Consider the following 15281-nt stretch of genomic DNA (forward strand, 5'->3'; position numbering starts at 1 on the left):
CACCCCGGGGAACTCCGCCGACGGCGTGTCCGTTGTGCCGGATGTCCGCCTCGACCCTGGGGAGCCCATGACCCGCCGTCCGGTCCGCCCGTGACCGAACTGCTCCTGATCCTCGCGGCGGCGGTCCTCGTCGTCGCCTGCGGTGTCTTCGTCGCCGCCGAGTTCGCCTTCGTCGGCGTCGACCGCGCCGCGATCGAGCGGGAGGCCGAGCACGACCGCCGGTCGCGCGGCGTGCTGTCGGCGCTGCGCTCGCTCTCGACCCAGCTGTCCGCCGCCCAGCTCGGCATCACGGTCACGAACCTCGCGATCGGCTTCCTCGCCGAGCCCGCGATCGCGGCCCTGCTGGCCGGGCCGCTGACCTCGCTAGGGCTCTCGGAGAGTGGCGCGTCGGCGGTCTCGCTGATCGTCGCGCTCGTCCTCTCGACCGCCGTCACGATGATCTTCGGCGAGCTCGTGCCCAAGAACCTCGCCATCAGCGCGCCCCGCGGCACCTCCCGCGCCGTGGAGGGCGTGATGCGCGCGTTCACCACGGTCACGCGCCCGCTGGTGGCGCTGCTGAACTCGACGTCCAACGTGCTCGTGCGCGCCGTCGGCGTCGAGCCGACCGAGGAGCTCGCGTCGGCCCGGTCCGCGGAGGAGCTGTTCTCGCTGGTCCGCCGCTCGGCCGACCAGGGCACGCTGTCCGGGGAGACGGCGACGCTGGTCCAGCGCACGCTCGCGTTCACCGACCGCCACGCCGCGGACGTCATGACCCCCCGCGGCGCGATGGTCACCCTCGCGCCGACCGACACCGTCGCGACGCTGCTCGAGCGCTCCGCCGCCACGGGCCGATCCCGGTTCCCGGTGCTGGGCGACGGCGACACCGGCGTCGTCCAGGTGCGCGACGCGCTCGGCGTCGACCCCGCGACCCCCGTCGGCGACCTCGCCCGCCCCGTCGGGGCCGTCCCCGAGACCCTCGACCTCGACCGCCTGCTGACCCAGCTGCGCGCCGGGGAGGTCCAGCTCGCGCTCGTCGTCGACGAGTACGGCGACGTCGCGGGCCTCGTGACCCTCGAGGACCTCGTGGAGGAGCTCGTCGGCGAGGTCCGCGACGAGCACGACCCCGGCACCCCGCCCGGCCGGCGCCTCGACGACACCACGTGGCGCGCCGCCGGCCGCCTGCGCCCGGACGAGGCCTCGACGCTGATCGGCTGGACGCTGCCCACGTCGCCCGAGTACGACACGCTCGCCGGCCTGCTCGCCGAGCACCTCGGTCGCGTGCCGGCGCAGGGCGACGCCGTCAGCGTCACCGCGACGCGGCCGGGCGAGGATCTCGGCGAGGTCGAGCGCACCACGGTGCACATGACCGTCGAGACGGTCGACCGGTGGCGGGTCGTGGCCGTGCGCCTGGAGGTGACCGCGTGAGCATCGGAGCCGGCATCGCCACCGCCGTCGTCCTGCTGGCGGTCAACGCCTTCTTCGTCGGCGCCGAGTTCGCGCTGATCTCGGCGCGCCGCGCGTCCCTCGAGCCGCGGACCACGACCTCGTGGGCCGCGCGGGTCACCGTCCGCGCCATGGAGAACGTGTCGCTGATGATGGCCGGCGCGCAGCTCGGCATCACGATCTGCTCGCTGGGCCTCGGTGCCCTCGGCGAGCCCGCGGTCGCCGCGGCGATCGAGCCGGTCTTCGCCGCGCTCGGCCTGCCCGGGGCCGCCGTGCACCCCGTGGCGTTCGCGATCGCGCTGCTGATCGTCGTGTTCCTGCACGTCACGGTCGGCGAGATGGTCCCGAAGAACATCGCGCTCGCGGTGCCGGACCGCGCCGCGATGGTGCTCACCCCGCCGCTCGTGGCGGTCGTGACCGTGCTGCGGCCGTTCCTCTGGGTTCTCAACGGCGTCGCCAACCTGACGCTGCGGGCGGTCCGCGTCGAGCCCCGCGACGAGATGGCCAGCGCGTTCAGCCGCGACGAGGTCGCCGCACTGGTGGAGCAGTCCCGCGACCACGGGCTGCTCGACCGGGACGAGGCGGCGCTCGTGCACGGAGCGCTGGGGTTCTCCGACGCCGCCCTGGACGTCGTGGCGGTGGACGACGTCGTCTCCGCCCGGCCGGACGCGACCGTCGCCGAGCTGCAGGAGCTCGCGCGGGCGCGGGGGTTCTCGCGGCTGCCGCTGCGCGACGAGCACGGCTGGCACGGCTACGTCCACGTCAAGGACCTGCTCGGCCCGCCCGCCCCGCCCCGGGACGCGCCGCCGCCCGCGGGGATCGTGCGGCCGCTGGCCGCGTTCGCCGCCGACACCCCGCTCGCCGACGCGCTCACCCGGATGCGGCGCAGCGGGGCGCACCTGGCGCTGGTCGGCGCCGACAGGATCGTCACCCTCGACGACGTGCTGGCCGCGCTGGTCGGCGACATCCAGCACGCCGGGGCGCGTCCCTAGAGACCGTCCTTCACCGCGAGCACGGGCACCGGCGCCTCGAGCAGCAGCCGCTGCGCGACGTCGCCGAGGAACGCCTTGCCCACCGGGCTGCGGCGCCGCACGCCGATGACGAGCAGGTCGACGTCGGCGTCGGCCTCGAGGCGCTCCAGCACGGCGTCGCCGTCCTCCACGCCGACCACACGGTCGACGACGGTGGCCCGGGCGCCGTCGGGAACGGCGACGGGACCCGCCCGCAGGTTGAGGGCGACGACCTCGGTGCACCGGCGGTCGCCCTCGGCCAGCGCGACCTCGAGTGCCGCCGCACCCGGATCGTCGTCGGTGACCGCCACCAGGATCGTCATCTCGTCCCCGTCCCCGGGCGTCCCCCGGTGGACGCCGCGGCGAGCGTACGGCCGGCACCGTCCGTCCGCGCGAGCACGCTGCGCCACCCGGCACGGACAGCACGACAACGGTCATCCGTCTGTAGTGTGTGATACAGACCGCAAAGGTGATCGAACGGACACTGGGCGTACCCGTACGAACGTTCAGGAGGTCCCGTGAGCGGCTCGCCACCACCGATGCGCCGGATCGCGATCGCGAGCATGACCGGCACCGTGATCGAGTTCTACGACTTCTTCATCTACGGCACCGCGGCCGCCCTCGTGTTCAACAAGGTCTTCTTCCCGTCGCTCGGCGCCGCGGCGGGCACGGCACTGGCCCTGGCCACGTTCGGTGTCGCGTTCGTCGCCCGGCCCTTCGGCTCCGTGCTGTTCGGCCACTTCGGCGACCGCCTGGGACGCAAGCGCACGCTCGTGACGACGCTGCTGCTCATGGGCCTCTCGACGCTGGCCATCGGCCTGCTGCCCACCACCGGGGCCATCGGCGTCGCCGCCCCGATCATCCTCGTGCTCCTGCGCGTCCTGCAGGGCCTCGCCGTCGGCGGTGAGTGGGCGGGCGCCACCCTGCTGACCGCGGAGAACTCGCCGGCGAAGGCGCGGGGCAAGTTCGCGCTGTTCCCCCAGCTCGGTCCGTCGCTCGCGTTCGCCCTGGCCAGCGCGACGTTCCTGCTCACCGCGCTGACGATGTCCAACGAGGCGTTCCTCGCGTGGGGCTGGCGGGTGCCGTTCATCGCGAGCGTCGTGCTGGTCGCGGTCGGGCTCTACGTCCGCCTCGCGATCACCGAGACCGCCGCCTTCTCGTCGCACCGCAAGGCCAACGCGGTCGACACGAGGATGCCGGTCGCCGAGGTCCTGCGCACCCAGACCAAGGAGGTCCTGCTCGGCGCGGGCTCGACGATGGCGGTCTTCGCCTTCTTCTACATCGGCGTCACGTACCTGACGACCTACGGCACCCAGCAGCTCGAGCTCCCGCGCACCACCGTGCTCGCCATGGGGATCATCGGCGGGCTCGTCTTCGCGGGGACGACCATCGCCGGCGCGATCCTGTCCGACCGGGTCGGGCGCCGTCGGATGATCATCATCGGGAACTCGCTCGCCGTCGTGGGCGGCCTCGTCGCGTTCCCGATCCTCGACATCGGCACCGGGTGGTCGTTCGGGCTCGGCCTGGCGGTGGTCCTCGGCGTCGTCGGCTTCGCGTACGGACCGCAGGGCGCCCAGCTGCCCGAGCTGTTCCCGACGCGCTACCGCTACACCGGCGCCGGCATGGCCTACAACCTCGCCGGCGTCCTCGGCGGCGGCGTCGTCCCGCTGATCGCGACCGCCCTCGTGGCGACGTTCGCCTCGAGCTTCGCGATCGGGCTGCTGCTCGCCGGTCTCTCGGTCGTGAGCCTGCTCTGCACCCTCGCCCTGCCCGACACCGGCGCGGAGTCGATCCCCGACGCCGCCCCGGAGGCCGCCGTGGCCTGAGCATCCTGCTGATCGACCCCCGGACCGGCGCCCGCTTCATCCCTTTCGACGGGTGCCGGTCCGGCCTACGCTGCGCCCGGTGTCCGGTCCCACGGTCTCGCCGTTCCTCCTCGCCGAGCCCGGCGCGGTCAGCAGGCGGATCGAGGCGCTCGGGATTCCGCGGCGGCTGCGCGCCGGCGAGCACCTCTACCGCCAGGGCGAGGGGGCGTCGTCGTTCCACGTCGTGGCCTCGGGACGGGTCCGGATCCACATGCTGCGCCCGGACGGCACCGTCCGCGTCATCTCCTGGGCAGAGCCCGGGGCGAGCCTCGGCGAGGGCGTGTGCTTCGACGGCGGTCCGCACCCGGTCACCGCGACGGCGGCCGGCGCGTGCCGCGTGCTGTCCGTCGGCCGCGACGTGCTCGTCGAGGCGGCGCGCGACGACCCCGAGCTGCTCGTGGAGGTCGTGCGGCGGGCCGCCCACAAGCAGCGGGTGCTCCACCTGCACGTGTTCCTCGACGGCCTGCCCGCCCGCGAGCGCGTGACGGTGCTGCTCGGCCACCTCGTCGAGGCCTACGGCGAGGGCGCCCTCGGGACGGCGGGCACCGGCGGGGCCTCGGCCCGGCTGAGCGTCCGGCCCGCCGTGGACGAGCTCGCGCTGATGATCGGGCTGACGCGGGTGACGACGAGCCGCGAGCTCTCCCGGCTCGTCGCCGAGGGCGTCCTGGTCAAGGACGGGCGCAGCATCGTCGTGCGCGACCTCGCGGCCCTGCGCCGGCGGGTGGACGCGGTCGCGGTGTGACGGGTCGCGGTGCGCTCAGCGCCGCAGCGGGCGGACCCGGTAGAGCACCGTGCGCAGCAGCAGCGGCACGCCGACGGGCAGGAGCAGGCAGCCCACCGCCCCGACGACGCACAGCACGACGCTCCCGAGGTGCAGCCCGAGCACGAGCGGGACCGCGCCGAGCAGCACGGTGGCGACCAGCCCCAGCACGAGCGCGAGGTTGCCGGCGCCCATCCGTCCCGGGGCGGGCGCGCTGACCCGGCGAGCGAAGCGCGGGTCCTCCCGCGCCAGCGCGCTCACGATCGCGCCGAAGCGCTCGGCGACGGGGTCGGCGGGTCGGTCGGGGATCGCGGGCCGACCGTGCTCGTCGTGCGGGTCCACCCCACCAGGGTGCGGGACGTCCGGGCTCACCACACCGTGTCCTCGACCACCGGCGAAACGCGGCGACCAGCGGAAACGGTGACGTCACGCGGACGACACACCCTGCCGCCGACGGCGGTCACGGCACCGGTCGGCGATGCGGACGGCGACGGTGGTCACGCCGGCGGGCGAGGCGCCGCTCGGCGCAACAGCTCCTCGGCGGCCGCGCCGAGCTCGGCGCTGCTCTGCCCGACGATCGCCCGGAGGTAGATGCCGTCGCCCAGGGCCGCGACGAGGTCGGCCGCGAGGCCGTCGCCGAGCTCCTCGACGAGCGCCGTGCGCCAGCCCGTCATGCACCGGCGGGTGACCTCGGCGGCCCGCGGTTCGGTGGTCGACAGCTTGATCATCGCGACCGTGGTCCGATAGACCGCGCTGCCCGCCGCGGGGTCGTCGATCGACGTGCGCAGGTAGTAGCGCGCGATGCCCTCGGGCGCCGCGCGGGCCGCCGCGAGGTCGGCGTCGGTGAGGGTGCGGCAGCGGTCGAGCAGCCCCTCGAGCAGGGCCTCGCGCGACCCGAAGTGGTAGAGCAGCCCGCCCTTCGAGACGCCGGCCGCCGACGCGACCGCGTCGAGGGTCACCGTCTCGGGTCCGGACGTCACCACGAGGTCGGTGTACGCGTCGAGGATGCGGTCGCGCTGTGACGGGCGAGGCACGCCGTTGACAGTAGACCGTCCAGCCGGTGTAGTTTCGACTCTCGTAACTGTACCGTCCGGACGGTAAATCAGGAGGCTCCGATGTCCCGCCGGTCGCCCGGCCTCGCCCTGGCCGCGCTGACGCTGCCGGTGCTGCTGATCAGCATCGACATGACGGTGCTGGGCACCGCGCTGCCCGCCCTCGCCGAGGATCTCGACCCCGGCGCGGCCGAGCAGCTCTGGATCGTCGACGCGTACTCGTTCGTGCTCGCCGGGCTGCTGGTCACGATGGGCACGCTCGGCGACCGGATCGGGCGGCGGCGCCTGCTGCTGTGGGGGTCCGCGGCGTTCGGCCTGGCGTCCGTGGCCGCGGCGTTCGCCCCGACCGCGGGCGCGCTCGTCGCCGCCCGCGCGCTGCTGGGCCTGGGCGGGGCGACGCTGATGCCGTCCACGTTCTCGCTGATCAAGACGACGTTCCCGGAGCCACGTCGTCGTGCCGTCGCGGTGGCCGTCTGGTCGGCCGCGTTCTCGGGCGGCGCCGCCGCCGGACCGGTGCTGGCGGGCTTCCTGCTCGAGCACTTCTGGTGGGGCTCGGTGTTCCTGGTGAACGTGCCGGTGATCGTGCTGCTGCTCGTCGCCGGCCCCGTCGTCCTGCCCGAGAGCCGCGACCCGCACCCCGGCCCGTTCGACCTGGTCTCCGCGGTGCTCTCGCTCGCCGCGATGGTGCCGGTGGTCGCGGCGGTGAAGACGGTCGCCACCGAGGGCCCGACGCCCACGGCCGGGCTGGCCGCGGCGCTCGGGATCGGCGCGGGGGCCCTGTTCGTCCACCGCCAGCGGACCGCCGCCCACCCGCTGCTCGACCTGGGGCTGTTCACCCGGCGGTCGTTCTCGGTGTCGGTGGTGACCAACCTGCTCGGGGTGTTCGCCCTGGTCGGGCTGCTCCTGCTGCTGCCGCAGTACCTGCAGCTCGTGCTCGGCCTCGGCCCGCTGGAGGCGGCGCTGTGGATGCTGCCGGGCTCGGCGGCCGGGGTCGCCGGGGCGCTCGTCGCCGCCCGCCTCGCCCGGCGGCTGTCGCCGCCCGCCCTCGTCGGCCTGGGCCTCGCGGCCGCGGGGCTCGGGCTGGTGCTGGTCGCGGCGTTCGGCGGGCTCGCGGGTGTGGTCGTCGGGTTCGCCCTGCTCGGGGGCGGGGTGGCGCTCGCCGAGGCCCTGACCAACGACCTCATCCTCGCCGCCGCGCCCGCCGACCGGGCCGGGGCGGCGTCGGCGATCTCCGAGACGGGCTACGAGCTCGGCGGCGCGCTCGGCACGGCGGTGATCGGGAGCCTCGCCGCGGCCGTCTTCACCGCCCGGACCGGGCAGGAGACGCTCGGCGGCGCGATCACCCACGCCGCGGGACTCGACCCGGCCGCCCGTGACGCGCTCGCCGCGACCGCCCGGGACGCGCTCACCGTCGGGCTGCAGGGGGCGGCGGCCCTCGGCGCCGTGGTCCTGGTGCTCACCGCGGTGGGCGCCTGGCGGCTGCTGCGGGCCGGTGCCGCGGACGATCGGGAGCCGGTCGCGGTGTGACGCCGGCGCCGGGAGCGAGGGACGCCCTCGCTGCGTGGGCCCCGGGAGCGAGGGACGCCCTCGCTGCACAGGGCGCCGCGAAGGACGCCCTCGCTCCCCACGGCGCGCCGGTCAGCGGGGCTGGACCTCGCCCATCTCGCCCCACCCGTCCTGCGGCACGTCCTGCACGTTGATGATCTTCGGGGTCGCGGCCACCCAGTCCGGGGCCTGCGCCACGAACTTCTGGAAGTGGTCGGACTGCACGTGCGCCTCGCCGGCGTCGTCCTGGAACGCCTCGATCAGGACGTAGGTGTTCTCCTCGGAGAGGTGCCGGGCCCACTCGAAGAAGATGTTGCCGGGCTCGCGGCGCACCGCGTCGGTGAACTCCGCGACCAGTGACGGGAACTGCTCGGCGTACTCCGGCTTCACCGTCCACTTGACGTTGATCAGGATCACGCTCGTCCTCTCCTCTCGGCCGGCGCCCCGCGCCGGATCGACTCCGACGATCATCCTCGCGCGCGGGGGCGCGGGCAGGTCACACTGGCCGGGTGGAGGAGACGACGGACCCCCGCGTGGGGCGCCCGGCCGGCGCCCTGGCCGGCCACGTCACCTACCACGGCTACGAGATGCACGGCGAGCCCGGCGTGCACCGCGGCCTGCCCTCGCCGTACCTGACGTTCATCGTCACCTTCGGCACGCCGCTGACCATGCGGACCCGCGAGGGCGGGCTCGTGGCACGGCGCACCGCCATCGGCGGGCTCCACGCCACCCCGGAGACGATCGTCCACGACGGCCGCCAGTCCGGGGTGCACATCTCGCTCGACCCCCTCGCGGCCCGGGCACTGCTCGGAGCCCCGGCCGCGGAACTCGCGGGGGTCACGGTCGACGCCGACGACGTACTCGGCACCGTTGCCCTCGAGCTGGCCGACCGCGTGGAGGAGGCCGACGGCTGGACCGCCCGCTTCGCCGCGCTCGACGACGTCCTGCAGCGCTCCCTGCGCGGCGCCTCGCCGGCGAGCGCCGCCGGCCGCCCGGTCGCGCCCGAGGTGCGCCGCGCGTGGCGGCGGCTCGTCGCGTCCGGCGGCACCGTCCCGGTGCACGGGCTCGCCGACGAGGTCGGCTGGAGCGAGCGCCACCTCGGCCAGCGCTTCCGCGCCGAGCTCGGGGTCGCGCCGAAGGTCGCCGGGCGGATGGCGCGGTTCGACCGCACGCGACGCCGCCTGGCGGTCCGGGCGCTGGCCGGCGGGCCGCTCGGGCTCGCCGACCTCGCCGCGGACGCGGGCTACGCGGACCAGGCCCACCTCACGCGCGAGTTCGGCGCGCTGGCCGGCTGCTCGCCCACGCGCTGGCTCGCCGAGGAGATCGGGAACATCCAAGACGCGAGCCCGCCGCAGCCGTCACCGTGAACGGCATGAACACCGACGGCAAGACGCCCCCGCCCCAGGTCTGGCCCAGCCTCGCCGCGAACGACGCCCGGGGCCTCATGGCGTTCCTGACCGACGTGCTCGGCTTCGTCGAGACCGTCGCCTACGCCGACGACGCCGGCGTCGTGCAGCACGCCGAGCTCGCCTGGCCGGCCGGGGGCGGGATCATGATGGGCCAGCGGCGGCCCGGCACCGACGGCCGCGTGACGGCGTCCGGCGCGTTCAGCGCCTACGTCGTCGTCGCCGCGGCCGGCGACATCGACGCCCTCGCCGCCCGGGTGACCGCCGACGGGCGCGGCACGGTCGTCCGCGAGCCCTACGACACCGACTACGGCTCCCACGACGTGGCCGTGCGCGACCCCGAGGGCAACAACTGGCAGTTCGGCACCTACCCCGGCGCGCCCCGTCCCTGACCCCGTTCACCCGCCGCGGGTGAGGGGCCGGTGCGAGGGCCGGCGTCACCCTCGTCGCCCGACGAGGGTCGAGGGTGCGTGGTCGGCATGGAGGGTAGCCGGGCGGCGGCGAGGCTGTGGGAGCTCGAGAGCCGCTGGACGATGGGGCGGGTCATGCCACGGGACCTCCTCGCGGCGATCGAGGTCTACCTGCGGCGGGAGCACCCCGAGCGCTGCGACGACCTCCTCGGCGCCCTCCGCGGGCGCGCGGAGGAGCTGCGGGAGGCGGACGCCGACCTCCCCGTCGACGGCCAGTCCGAGGGGATGCTCGCGCTGACCGCGACGGTCCTGGCCGCCTACGAGACCTTGCTGCCGGTACTCGACGGCGACGCCGGCCGCACCGTCGCGTACCTGCGGCACGCCCTCGGCGGGGTGCTGCGGCGGCCGCTGGAGGTCGCGTTCGGGGCGCTCGGCCGGCGCGACGACGCCCTCGGCGCCATCGAGGCAGCGTGCCGGGAGGAGGCCCCGCTCTACGGGGACTACTTCGACATCCGGTACGACCGGACGAGCCCCGATGCGTTCGAGATGCGCGTCGAGCGCTGCTTCTTCCTCGACTTCTTCGCCCGCCACGGCCTGCCCGGGGTCACGACGGTCCTCTGCGCGTGGGACGCGAACTGGATGCGGGCCGTCGATCCCGCCGCGAGCGGGTTGCGGGCGGAGCGGACGTCGCTGAAGTCGCTCGGCGACGACGCGTGCCGGTTCCGCGTCGTGCGCACCGGCGACCCGACGTCCGGCTACTCCGACGTGCTCCCCGGGGACACCGGGTAGGACAGGTGCTGGTGGACCATCCGCCAGCCCCCGGGCGTGCGGCGGAAGACGCGCGTCCCGCGCGAACGGTCGGTCGCGCCGCCGGTCGGGGTGATCTCGTCGATGCCCCAGGACACGGCGAGGTCGCCGCCGGCGAGGACGCGCAGGTCGGGGATCGCCCAGTGCACGGGGTCGGGCGAGGCCTCCAGGCCCGCCCGGCAGACTTCGCGGACCTCGTCGATGCCGGCGTAGTCGCCGGCGTGCTCGTAGGACACGACGTCGTCGGCGATGGTGGCCATGAGGCCGTCGAGGTCGCCGGTCGCGGTGTCGTCGGCCCAGCGGCGGTGGACCTCGCGCACCGCCCGCTCGTCGTCCTCCCTGATCGGGGTCTCGTCGGCGAACGAGTGGTGCTCGTGGGCCACCACCCACCGCTCCCCCTCGCGGCGCAGCCCGAGCGTCAGGCGCAGGCGCCGCTCGGGGTGGGCGGCGAGCTCGTCCGGGGTGTCGCAGCGCAGCAGGGCGTGGGCGAAGGCGACGTCGTCGCCGGCGGTGACGTCGAGCTCGAGGATCTCGAAGCACGCCCCGCTCGCCTGGAAGTCGAAGAACGGCGGCCAGGTCGCCGCGTACGCCCCGATCCCCCGGACCCCGTCGTGGGGCGGCGGGACGTCGAACATGACGATGTCGCCGGCGTGGTCGGCGACCACCGTGTCCAGGTCGCCGGTGTGCACCGCGCGCGCCCACCGCTCGATCAGGGTGCGGATCGCGTCCTCGTGGTCGGCCATCGGGTTCCTCCTCGGGTCGGTCCTCCTACCCGGTGGAACTCCCGCGGGCCGCGGGAATCATCGGTCGGCGGCCGACGCGTCGAGGAACGCTGCCGGCGGCAGGGCGCGGGGGTCGCCGGTGGCCCACCCGACCGGGTCGGGGCCGAGGCGGGCCAGCGCGCGCACCTGGTCGGCGCACCACGGCGAGATCCCCGGGTACGTCCCGGCGAGGACGTCGTCCCGGAACGGCGCCCAGGGCACGATGCGGACCTCGTCGACCTCGCCCGGATCCGGGTCCCGCGGCGGATCGGCGCTGCGCGCGGTGAAGACCGGGCACATCTCGTTCTCGAGGACGCCGCCCTGCTCGGCGCGGTAGCGGAACCCGGGCAGCACGAGGCGCAGCCCGTCGATGGCGATCCCGAGCTCCTGGCGGGCGCGCCGCCGGACCGCGGCGTCCATCGCCTCACCGGGGGCGGGGTGGCCGCAGACGGTGTTGGTCCACACGCCCGGGAACGTCGCCTTGCTGCGGGCGCGGCGGGTGAGCACCAGGTCGCCGCGCCCGTCGAAGACGTAGCAGGAGAACGCGAGGTGCAGCGGTGTCGCGTCGTGGTGCACGTCCGCCTTGGCCGCCGTCCCCGCGGCCGCGCCGGACTCGTCGAGCAGCACGACCCGTTCGATGATCCCCACGGGACCCCAGCTTCCCCGGACCGGACGGAAGCGGCATCTCGGAGCGGAGGAGGTCACCCGGGGCGACGCTCGGGTGAGGCGAGGCTCGCCTCATCGAACACCGGCGGCGAGAACGTTCGGGAACCCGACGACCTCGCGGACACGGAGAATCACCGCAGGTCAGACACGGGAGGTCAGCGGATCACCACGAGACGTGGTATGCAGGAGAGATCGGTGGGCCCGGGCTCGTCCCTCGAGCCCGGGCCCACCTCTCGCCGCTGCCGCTGGGCGCCACCACAACACCCGCGCAGCGATGAGGCAAGCCTAACCTCATCCGACGGCGGAGCGCCAGCCCCCCTCACCACCGATCGTGCGGGCCCCGATGACCGCCCGGTCCGTGCCCGTGCCAGCGGCCGCGCCGAGCGTGCCCGAGCACGACGAAGAGCAGCGGGATGATCAGCAGGCCGGCGCCCGAGCCCGCCGTCGCCGCGCCGACCGCGAGGGCCGGCATCACGAGCACGAGCACCATCACCAGCGCGAAGACGGGCAGGGCCGCCGTGGGATGGGGTCGGTGCGGGCCCGGCGGCGTCGGACGCGCCCGGACGGCCGCCTCCTCCACCGGTGCGGGCGGGCGCGGCAGCGGCGGGTGCGGCGCGGGCAGATCGGTGAAGAGGGCCTCGAGATCCGAGCGGCGGACCGCGACCGCGGCGCGCTCGGACCGGTCGCCGAACTCGTCGACGTCGAGGCGGCCGGCGCCGAGGTGGACCCCGAGGGCGTCCAGGGCGGCCGTCCGCTCGTCGTCGGAGACCCGCAGGTCCGGCTCGGGACGCCCGCCCGCCGCGCTCGCGTCGTCACTGTGGTCGTGATCCACCGCGCCTCCTCCCGTCACACGGGCACCCCCACGCAGCGCCCGGCCGGTCACCCCATCGTGCGCCTCCCGGCGCGGAATCGCCGTGAATCCGCGGGATGACCTCCGGACGACCTCCCGACGACCTCCCGACGACCTCCCGACGACCAAGGACAGGCTCAGCTTTCTGGAATCGTTCCAGTCTCCGTGGGACCCTGGAGGCATGGCGGTGAACAGCTCCGACGCGGGCGCGACGGACGAACCCGTCCACCCCGAACCCCACGGCGGCGAGCTCTCGCAGCGCCTGAACTGGCTGCGCGCCGGGGTGCTCGGCGCCAACGACGGCATCGTCTCGACCGCCGGGATCGTCGTCGGCGTGGCCGGGGCGACGGTCGAGCGCGCCCCGATCGCCACGGCCGGCGTCGCCGGGCTCGTCGCCGGCGCCGTGTCGATGGCCCTCGGCGAGTACGTGTCGGTGTCCAGCCAGCGCGACTCGGAGAAGGCCCAGCTCGCGAAGGAGAAGCGCGAGCTGCGCGAGGCGCCGGGCGAGGAGCTCGAGGAGCTCACCGAGCTCTACGAGGACAAGGGCCTGAGCCGGGAGACCGCCCGTCGGGTGGCGGTCGAGCTGACGCAGCACGACGCGCTCGCCGCCCACCTCGACGCCGAGCTGCACCTCGACCCCGACGAGCTGACCAGCCCCTGGCGCGCGGCGGCGGCCTCGGCGGTGTCCTTCGTGTCCGGCGCGCTGCTCCCGCTGATCGCGATCCTCGTGACCCCGACGTCGTGGCGCGTCCCCGTCACCGTCGCGGTGGTGCTCCTGGCGCTCGGGATCGCGGGCTGGATCAGCGCCCGCCTCGGCGGCGCGGCCCCGCGTCGCGCGGTGCTGCGGGTGGTCGTCGGCGGCGCGCTGGGCCTGGCCGTCACCTACGGGATCGGCGTGCTCGTGGGCGGCGCGGTCGGCTGATCCGTCGTCTGTCCGGTGGCCTTGTCGTAGCGCGCGGCGATGCGGCGTAGCTCGTCGACCAGCGCGTCGGGCGACTCGACGACGAACTCGGCGTCGAGCCCGGTGAGGATCAGTGCCGCGGAGCGGGCGTCGTCGGCCGAGAGCCGCACCCGGCACGCATCCGGGCCCAGCTCCTCCACACGCACCTGGTCGGTCCAGATCGTCGCCCGGACCTGCGGCGCCGGGGCCTCGACGCGCACGACGCACGGGAAGGGCCGGATGTCGGCGACGCGGTCGGCGACGAAGGCGGCCGGGTCGCCGCCCGGGACCTCGCGCGGCGCGAAGCGCGGGCCGGTGGGCAGCCCGTCCGGGGCGAGGCGCGGCGTCATCCGGTCGACGCGCAGCGTGCGCCAGTCCTCGCGGTCGCGGTCCCACGCCACCAGGTACCAGCGCCGGCCCCACGCCACGAGGTGGATCGGCTCGATCCGCCGGCGGGTGGGCGTGCCGTCGCGCGCGGTGTAGTCGATCTCGAGGACGCGGCGGTCCCGACAGGCCCCGCCCACCGCCGCGAGCACCGAGGGGTCCACCGACGGCGCGACGCGGGGCGCGACGATCGCGACCGGCATCGCCGTGATCCGGTGCCGCAGGCGCGCCGGGAGGATGCGCTCGAGCTTCACCAGGGCGGCGAGCGCGGTCTCCCCCGTGCCCGCGACCCCGGAGCCGGCGGCGGTCCGCAGCGTCACCGCGACGGCGACCGCCTCGTCGTCGTCGAGCAGCAGCGGCGGCAGCGCGGCCCCGGACCCGAGCCGGTAGCCGCCACCGGGACCGAGGTCGACCTCGACGGGGTAGTCGAGGTTGCGCAGCTTGTCGACGTCGCGGCGCACGGTGCGGGTGGTGACGCCCATGCGCTCGGCGAGCTCGGGCCCGGTCCACTCCGGGCGCGCCTGCAGGAGCGAGAGGAGCCGGAGCAGGCGGGCGGAGGTCTCGAGCACCCCGTCAGTGTGCCCGCGGTGGCGGACGGGACCGGTCCGCCACTCGATCCGCCACTCAGCCCCGGGCGCGGCCGGCCGCGTCGAGGGTCGACAGCACCGCGGGGACGTCGGACCAGACGGTGGCCAGCGCGAAGCCGTCGGCGGCCCGGGCCGCGGCGTACTCGGCGCGCGTCGCGTGCACGGCCGCCCGCTTCCCGGCCCCGGAGCACGCCGCGAGCACCCGGCGGAAGGCGTCGTGGATCTCGGGTTCCTCGCGGTCCTGGGCCGGGCCGAGCCCGAGGGCGACGCCGAGGTCGCCGGGGCCGACGAACAGGCCGTCGAGCCCCGGCACGGCGGCGATCTCGCCGGCCCGCGCCAGCGCGTCCGACGTCTCGATCATCGCGAAGGCGAGCACGTCGTCCGCCGAGCCGATCGGGTCGTCGCCGGGACGCAGCGCCGTGCGGACCGGGCCGAAGGAGCGGCGCCCCCGCGGGGGGTAGCGGCAGGCGGCGACGAGCTCCGTCGCCGTGGCCGCGTCGGACACCATCGGGGCGATCACGCCGCGGACGCCGAGGTCCAGGACGAAGCCGGTGATCGACTCGTCGACGGCGGGCAGCCGCACGAGCGGGGCGAGACCGTGCGCGGCGATCGCCCGCACCGCGTCGGCGCTGCGGGCGCGGTCGAACAGGCCGTGCTGGAGATCGAGGGTCAGCGCGTCGAGCACGTCGTGGCCCGCGGCGTACGCCGCGACCACCTCGACGAGATGGGGATCGGGGACGGTCAACCAGCCGTTGCGCGCGGCACGCCCCGCGGCCCAGGCCGTGCGGACGGGGTCGGTCGCGGGTGCGCTCACCG

At 75.5% G+C, this 15281-nt stretch carries 18 protein-coding genes; 9 read left to right on the forward strand and 9 right to left on the reverse strand.

Going from position 1 to position 15281, the window contains the following annotated elements; all coding sequences use genetic code 11:
- Positions 1-90 precede the first annotated feature (90 nt).
- Together ACR9E3_RS19215 and ACR9E3_RS19220 are read left to right on the forward strand one after the other, a co-directional pair.
- Positions 91-1404, forward strand: a complete 1314-nt coding sequence (locus ACR9E3_RS19215) for a hemolysin family protein (protein ID WP_460382117.1) — start codon at positions 91-93, stop codon at positions 1402-1404.
- Complete coding sequence (locus ACR9E3_RS19220) at positions 1401-2414, forward strand: hemolysin family protein (protein ID WP_460382118.1); 1014 nt, start codon at positions 1401-1403, stop codon at positions 2412-2414. Before ACR9E3_RS19215 ends, ACR9E3_RS19220 begins: the two co-directional genes overlap by 4 nt.
- Here the strand turns inward: ACR9E3_RS19220 and ACR9E3_RS19225 are convergent.
- Positions 2411-2755: a universal stress protein gene (locus ACR9E3_RS19225; protein ID WP_460382119.1), complete on the reverse strand. Its 345-nt coding sequence runs from the start codon at positions 2753-2755 to the stop codon at positions 2411-2413. The two genes, ACR9E3_RS19220 and ACR9E3_RS19225, sit on opposite strands and share 4 nt — an antisense overlap.
- 195 nt (positions 2756-2950) lie before the next feature.
- Here ACR9E3_RS19225 and ACR9E3_RS19230 point away from each other — a divergent pair, with 195 nt between their 5' ends.
- Entirely contained in the window at positions 2951-4258 is a 1308-nt protein-coding gene (locus tag ACR9E3_RS19230) for an MFS transporter (protein WP_460382120.1), read from the forward strand.
- Positions 4259-4337: 79 nt separating this feature from the next.
- The gene (locus ACR9E3_RS19235) at positions 4338-5039 is read left to right on the forward strand and encodes a Crp/Fnr family transcriptional regulator (RefSeq protein WP_460382121.1); all 702 of its coding nucleotides are present in this window, start codon (positions 4338-4340) and stop codon (positions 5037-5039) included.
- A gap of 15 nt (positions 5040-5054) precedes the next feature.
- Here ACR9E3_RS19235 and ACR9E3_RS19240 read toward each other — a convergent pair whose 3' ends face one another.
- Both ACR9E3_RS19240 and ACR9E3_RS19245 read right to left on the reverse strand, forming a co-directional pair.
- Positions 5055-5399 (reverse strand): DUF3040 domain-containing protein, encoded by a 345-nt coding sequence (locus tag ACR9E3_RS19240; RefSeq protein WP_460382122.1) that lies wholly within the window; start codon positions 5397-5399, stop codon positions 5055-5057.
- A 155-nt stretch (positions 5400-5554) separates the two neighbouring features.
- Entirely contained in the window at positions 5555-6091 is a 537-nt protein-coding gene (locus tag ACR9E3_RS19245) for a TetR/AcrR family transcriptional regulator (RefSeq protein ID WP_460382123.1), read from the reverse strand.
- Positions 6092-6172: 81 nt separating this feature from the next.
- Between ACR9E3_RS19245 and ACR9E3_RS19250 the strand changes: the two genes are divergently transcribed.
- On the forward strand, positions 6173-7636 hold the full coding sequence (locus ACR9E3_RS19250; protein WP_460382124.1) for an MFS transporter: 1464 nt from the start codon (positions 6173-6175) through the stop codon (positions 7634-7636).
- A 111-nt stretch (positions 7637-7747) separates the two neighbouring features.
- On the opposite strand, the gene ACR9E3_RS19255 is transcribed toward ACR9E3_RS19250, so the two are convergent.
- A complete protein-coding gene (locus tag ACR9E3_RS19255) occupies positions 7748-8071 on the reverse strand; it encodes a putative quinol monooxygenase (protein ID WP_460382125.1) in 324 nt (107 codons plus the stop codon).
- Positions 8072-8163: 92 nt separating this feature from the next.
- Between ACR9E3_RS19255 and ACR9E3_RS19260 the strand changes: the two genes are divergently transcribed.
- The 3 genes from ACR9E3_RS19260 (at position 8164) to ACR9E3_RS19270 (ending at position 10259) form a co-directional block, all read left to right on the forward strand.
- Entirely contained in the window at positions 8164-9021 is an 858-nt protein-coding gene (locus ACR9E3_RS19260) for an AraC family transcriptional regulator (protein ID WP_460382126.1), read from the forward strand.
- Positions 9022-9026: 5 nt separating this feature from the next.
- Positions 9027-9452 (forward strand): VOC family protein, encoded by a 426-nt coding sequence (locus ACR9E3_RS19265; protein ID WP_460382127.1) that lies wholly within the window; start codon positions 9027-9029, stop codon positions 9450-9452.
- A gap of 87 nt (positions 9453-9539) precedes the next feature.
- Entirely contained in the window at positions 9540-10259 is a 720-nt protein-coding gene (locus tag ACR9E3_RS19270; protein ID WP_460382128.1) for an L-2-amino-thiazoline-4-carboxylic acid hydrolase, read from the forward strand.
- Here ACR9E3_RS19270 and ACR9E3_RS19275 read toward each other — a convergent pair.
- From ACR9E3_RS19275 to ACR9E3_RS19285, 3 genes are all read right to left on the reverse strand, one after another.
- A complete protein-coding gene (locus ACR9E3_RS19275; RefSeq protein WP_460382129.1) occupies positions 10226-11020 on the reverse strand; it encodes a YybH family protein in 795 nt (264 codons plus the stop codon). The genes ACR9E3_RS19270 and ACR9E3_RS19275 overlap by 34 nt on opposite strands.
- Before the next feature lie 57 nt (positions 11021-11077).
- Positions 11078-11677: an isopentenyl-diphosphate Delta-isomerase gene (gene idi, locus ACR9E3_RS19280; protein WP_460382213.1), complete on the reverse strand. Its 600-nt coding sequence runs from the start codon at positions 11675-11677 to the stop codon at positions 11078-11080.
- Positions 11678-12023: 346 nt separating this feature from the next.
- Positions 12024-12536: a DUF1707 SHOCT-like domain-containing protein gene (locus ACR9E3_RS19285; RefSeq protein WP_460382130.1), complete on the reverse strand. Its 513-nt coding sequence runs from the start codon at positions 12534-12536 to the stop codon at positions 12024-12026.
- A gap of 199 nt (positions 12537-12735) precedes the next feature.
- Between ACR9E3_RS19285 and ACR9E3_RS19290 the strand changes: the two genes are divergently transcribed.
- Positions 12736-13476, forward strand: a complete 741-nt coding sequence (locus ACR9E3_RS19290; protein WP_460382131.1) for a VIT1/CCC1 transporter family protein — start codon at positions 12736-12738, stop codon at positions 13474-13476.
- On the opposite strand, the gene ACR9E3_RS19295 is transcribed toward ACR9E3_RS19290, so the two are convergent.
- Together ACR9E3_RS19295 and ACR9E3_RS19300 are read right to left on the reverse strand one after the other, a co-directional pair.
- Entirely contained in the window at positions 13437-14447 is a 1011-nt protein-coding gene (locus tag ACR9E3_RS19295; RefSeq protein ID WP_460382132.1) for a helix-turn-helix transcriptional regulator, read from the reverse strand. The two genes, ACR9E3_RS19290 and ACR9E3_RS19295, sit on opposite strands and share 40 nt — an antisense overlap.
- A 55-nt stretch (positions 14448-14502) precedes the next feature.
- Positions 14503-15279: an HpcH/HpaI aldolase family protein gene (locus tag ACR9E3_RS19300; RefSeq protein WP_460382133.1), complete on the reverse strand. Its 777-nt coding sequence runs from the start codon at positions 15277-15279 to the stop codon at positions 14503-14505.
- Between the last annotated feature and the right edge of the window lie 2 nt (positions 15280-15281).

The organism is Actinomycetospora sp. C-140 (genome assembly GCF_054796175.1).

Excerpts from the sequence above, each read along its gene's own strand:
- ACR9E3_RS19290 (WP_460382131.1), top strand. The coding sequence starts at position 12,736 with ATGGCGGTGAACAGCTCCGACGCGGGCGCGACGGACGAACCCGTCCAC.
- ACR9E3_RS19265 (WP_460382127.1), top strand. The coding sequence starts at position 9,027 with ATGAACACCGACGGCAAGACGCCCCCGCCCCAGGTCTGGCCCAGCCTC.
- ACR9E3_RS19225 (WP_460382119.1), bottom strand. The coding sequence starts at position 2,755 with ATGACGATCCTGGTGGCGGTCACCGACGACGATCCGGGTGCGGCGGCA.
- ACR9E3_RS19275 (WP_460382129.1), bottom strand. The coding sequence starts at position 11,020 with ATGGCCGACCACGAGGACGCGATCCGCACCCTGATCGAGCGGTGGGCG.
- ACR9E3_RS19270 (WP_460382128.1), top strand. The coding sequence starts at position 9,540 with ATGGAGGGTAGCCGGGCGGCGGCGAGGCTGTGGGAGCTCGAGAGCCGC.
- ACR9E3_RS19250 (WP_460382124.1), top strand. The coding sequence starts at position 6,173 with ATGTCCCGCCGGTCGCCCGGCCTCGCCCTGGCCGCGCTGACGCTGCCG.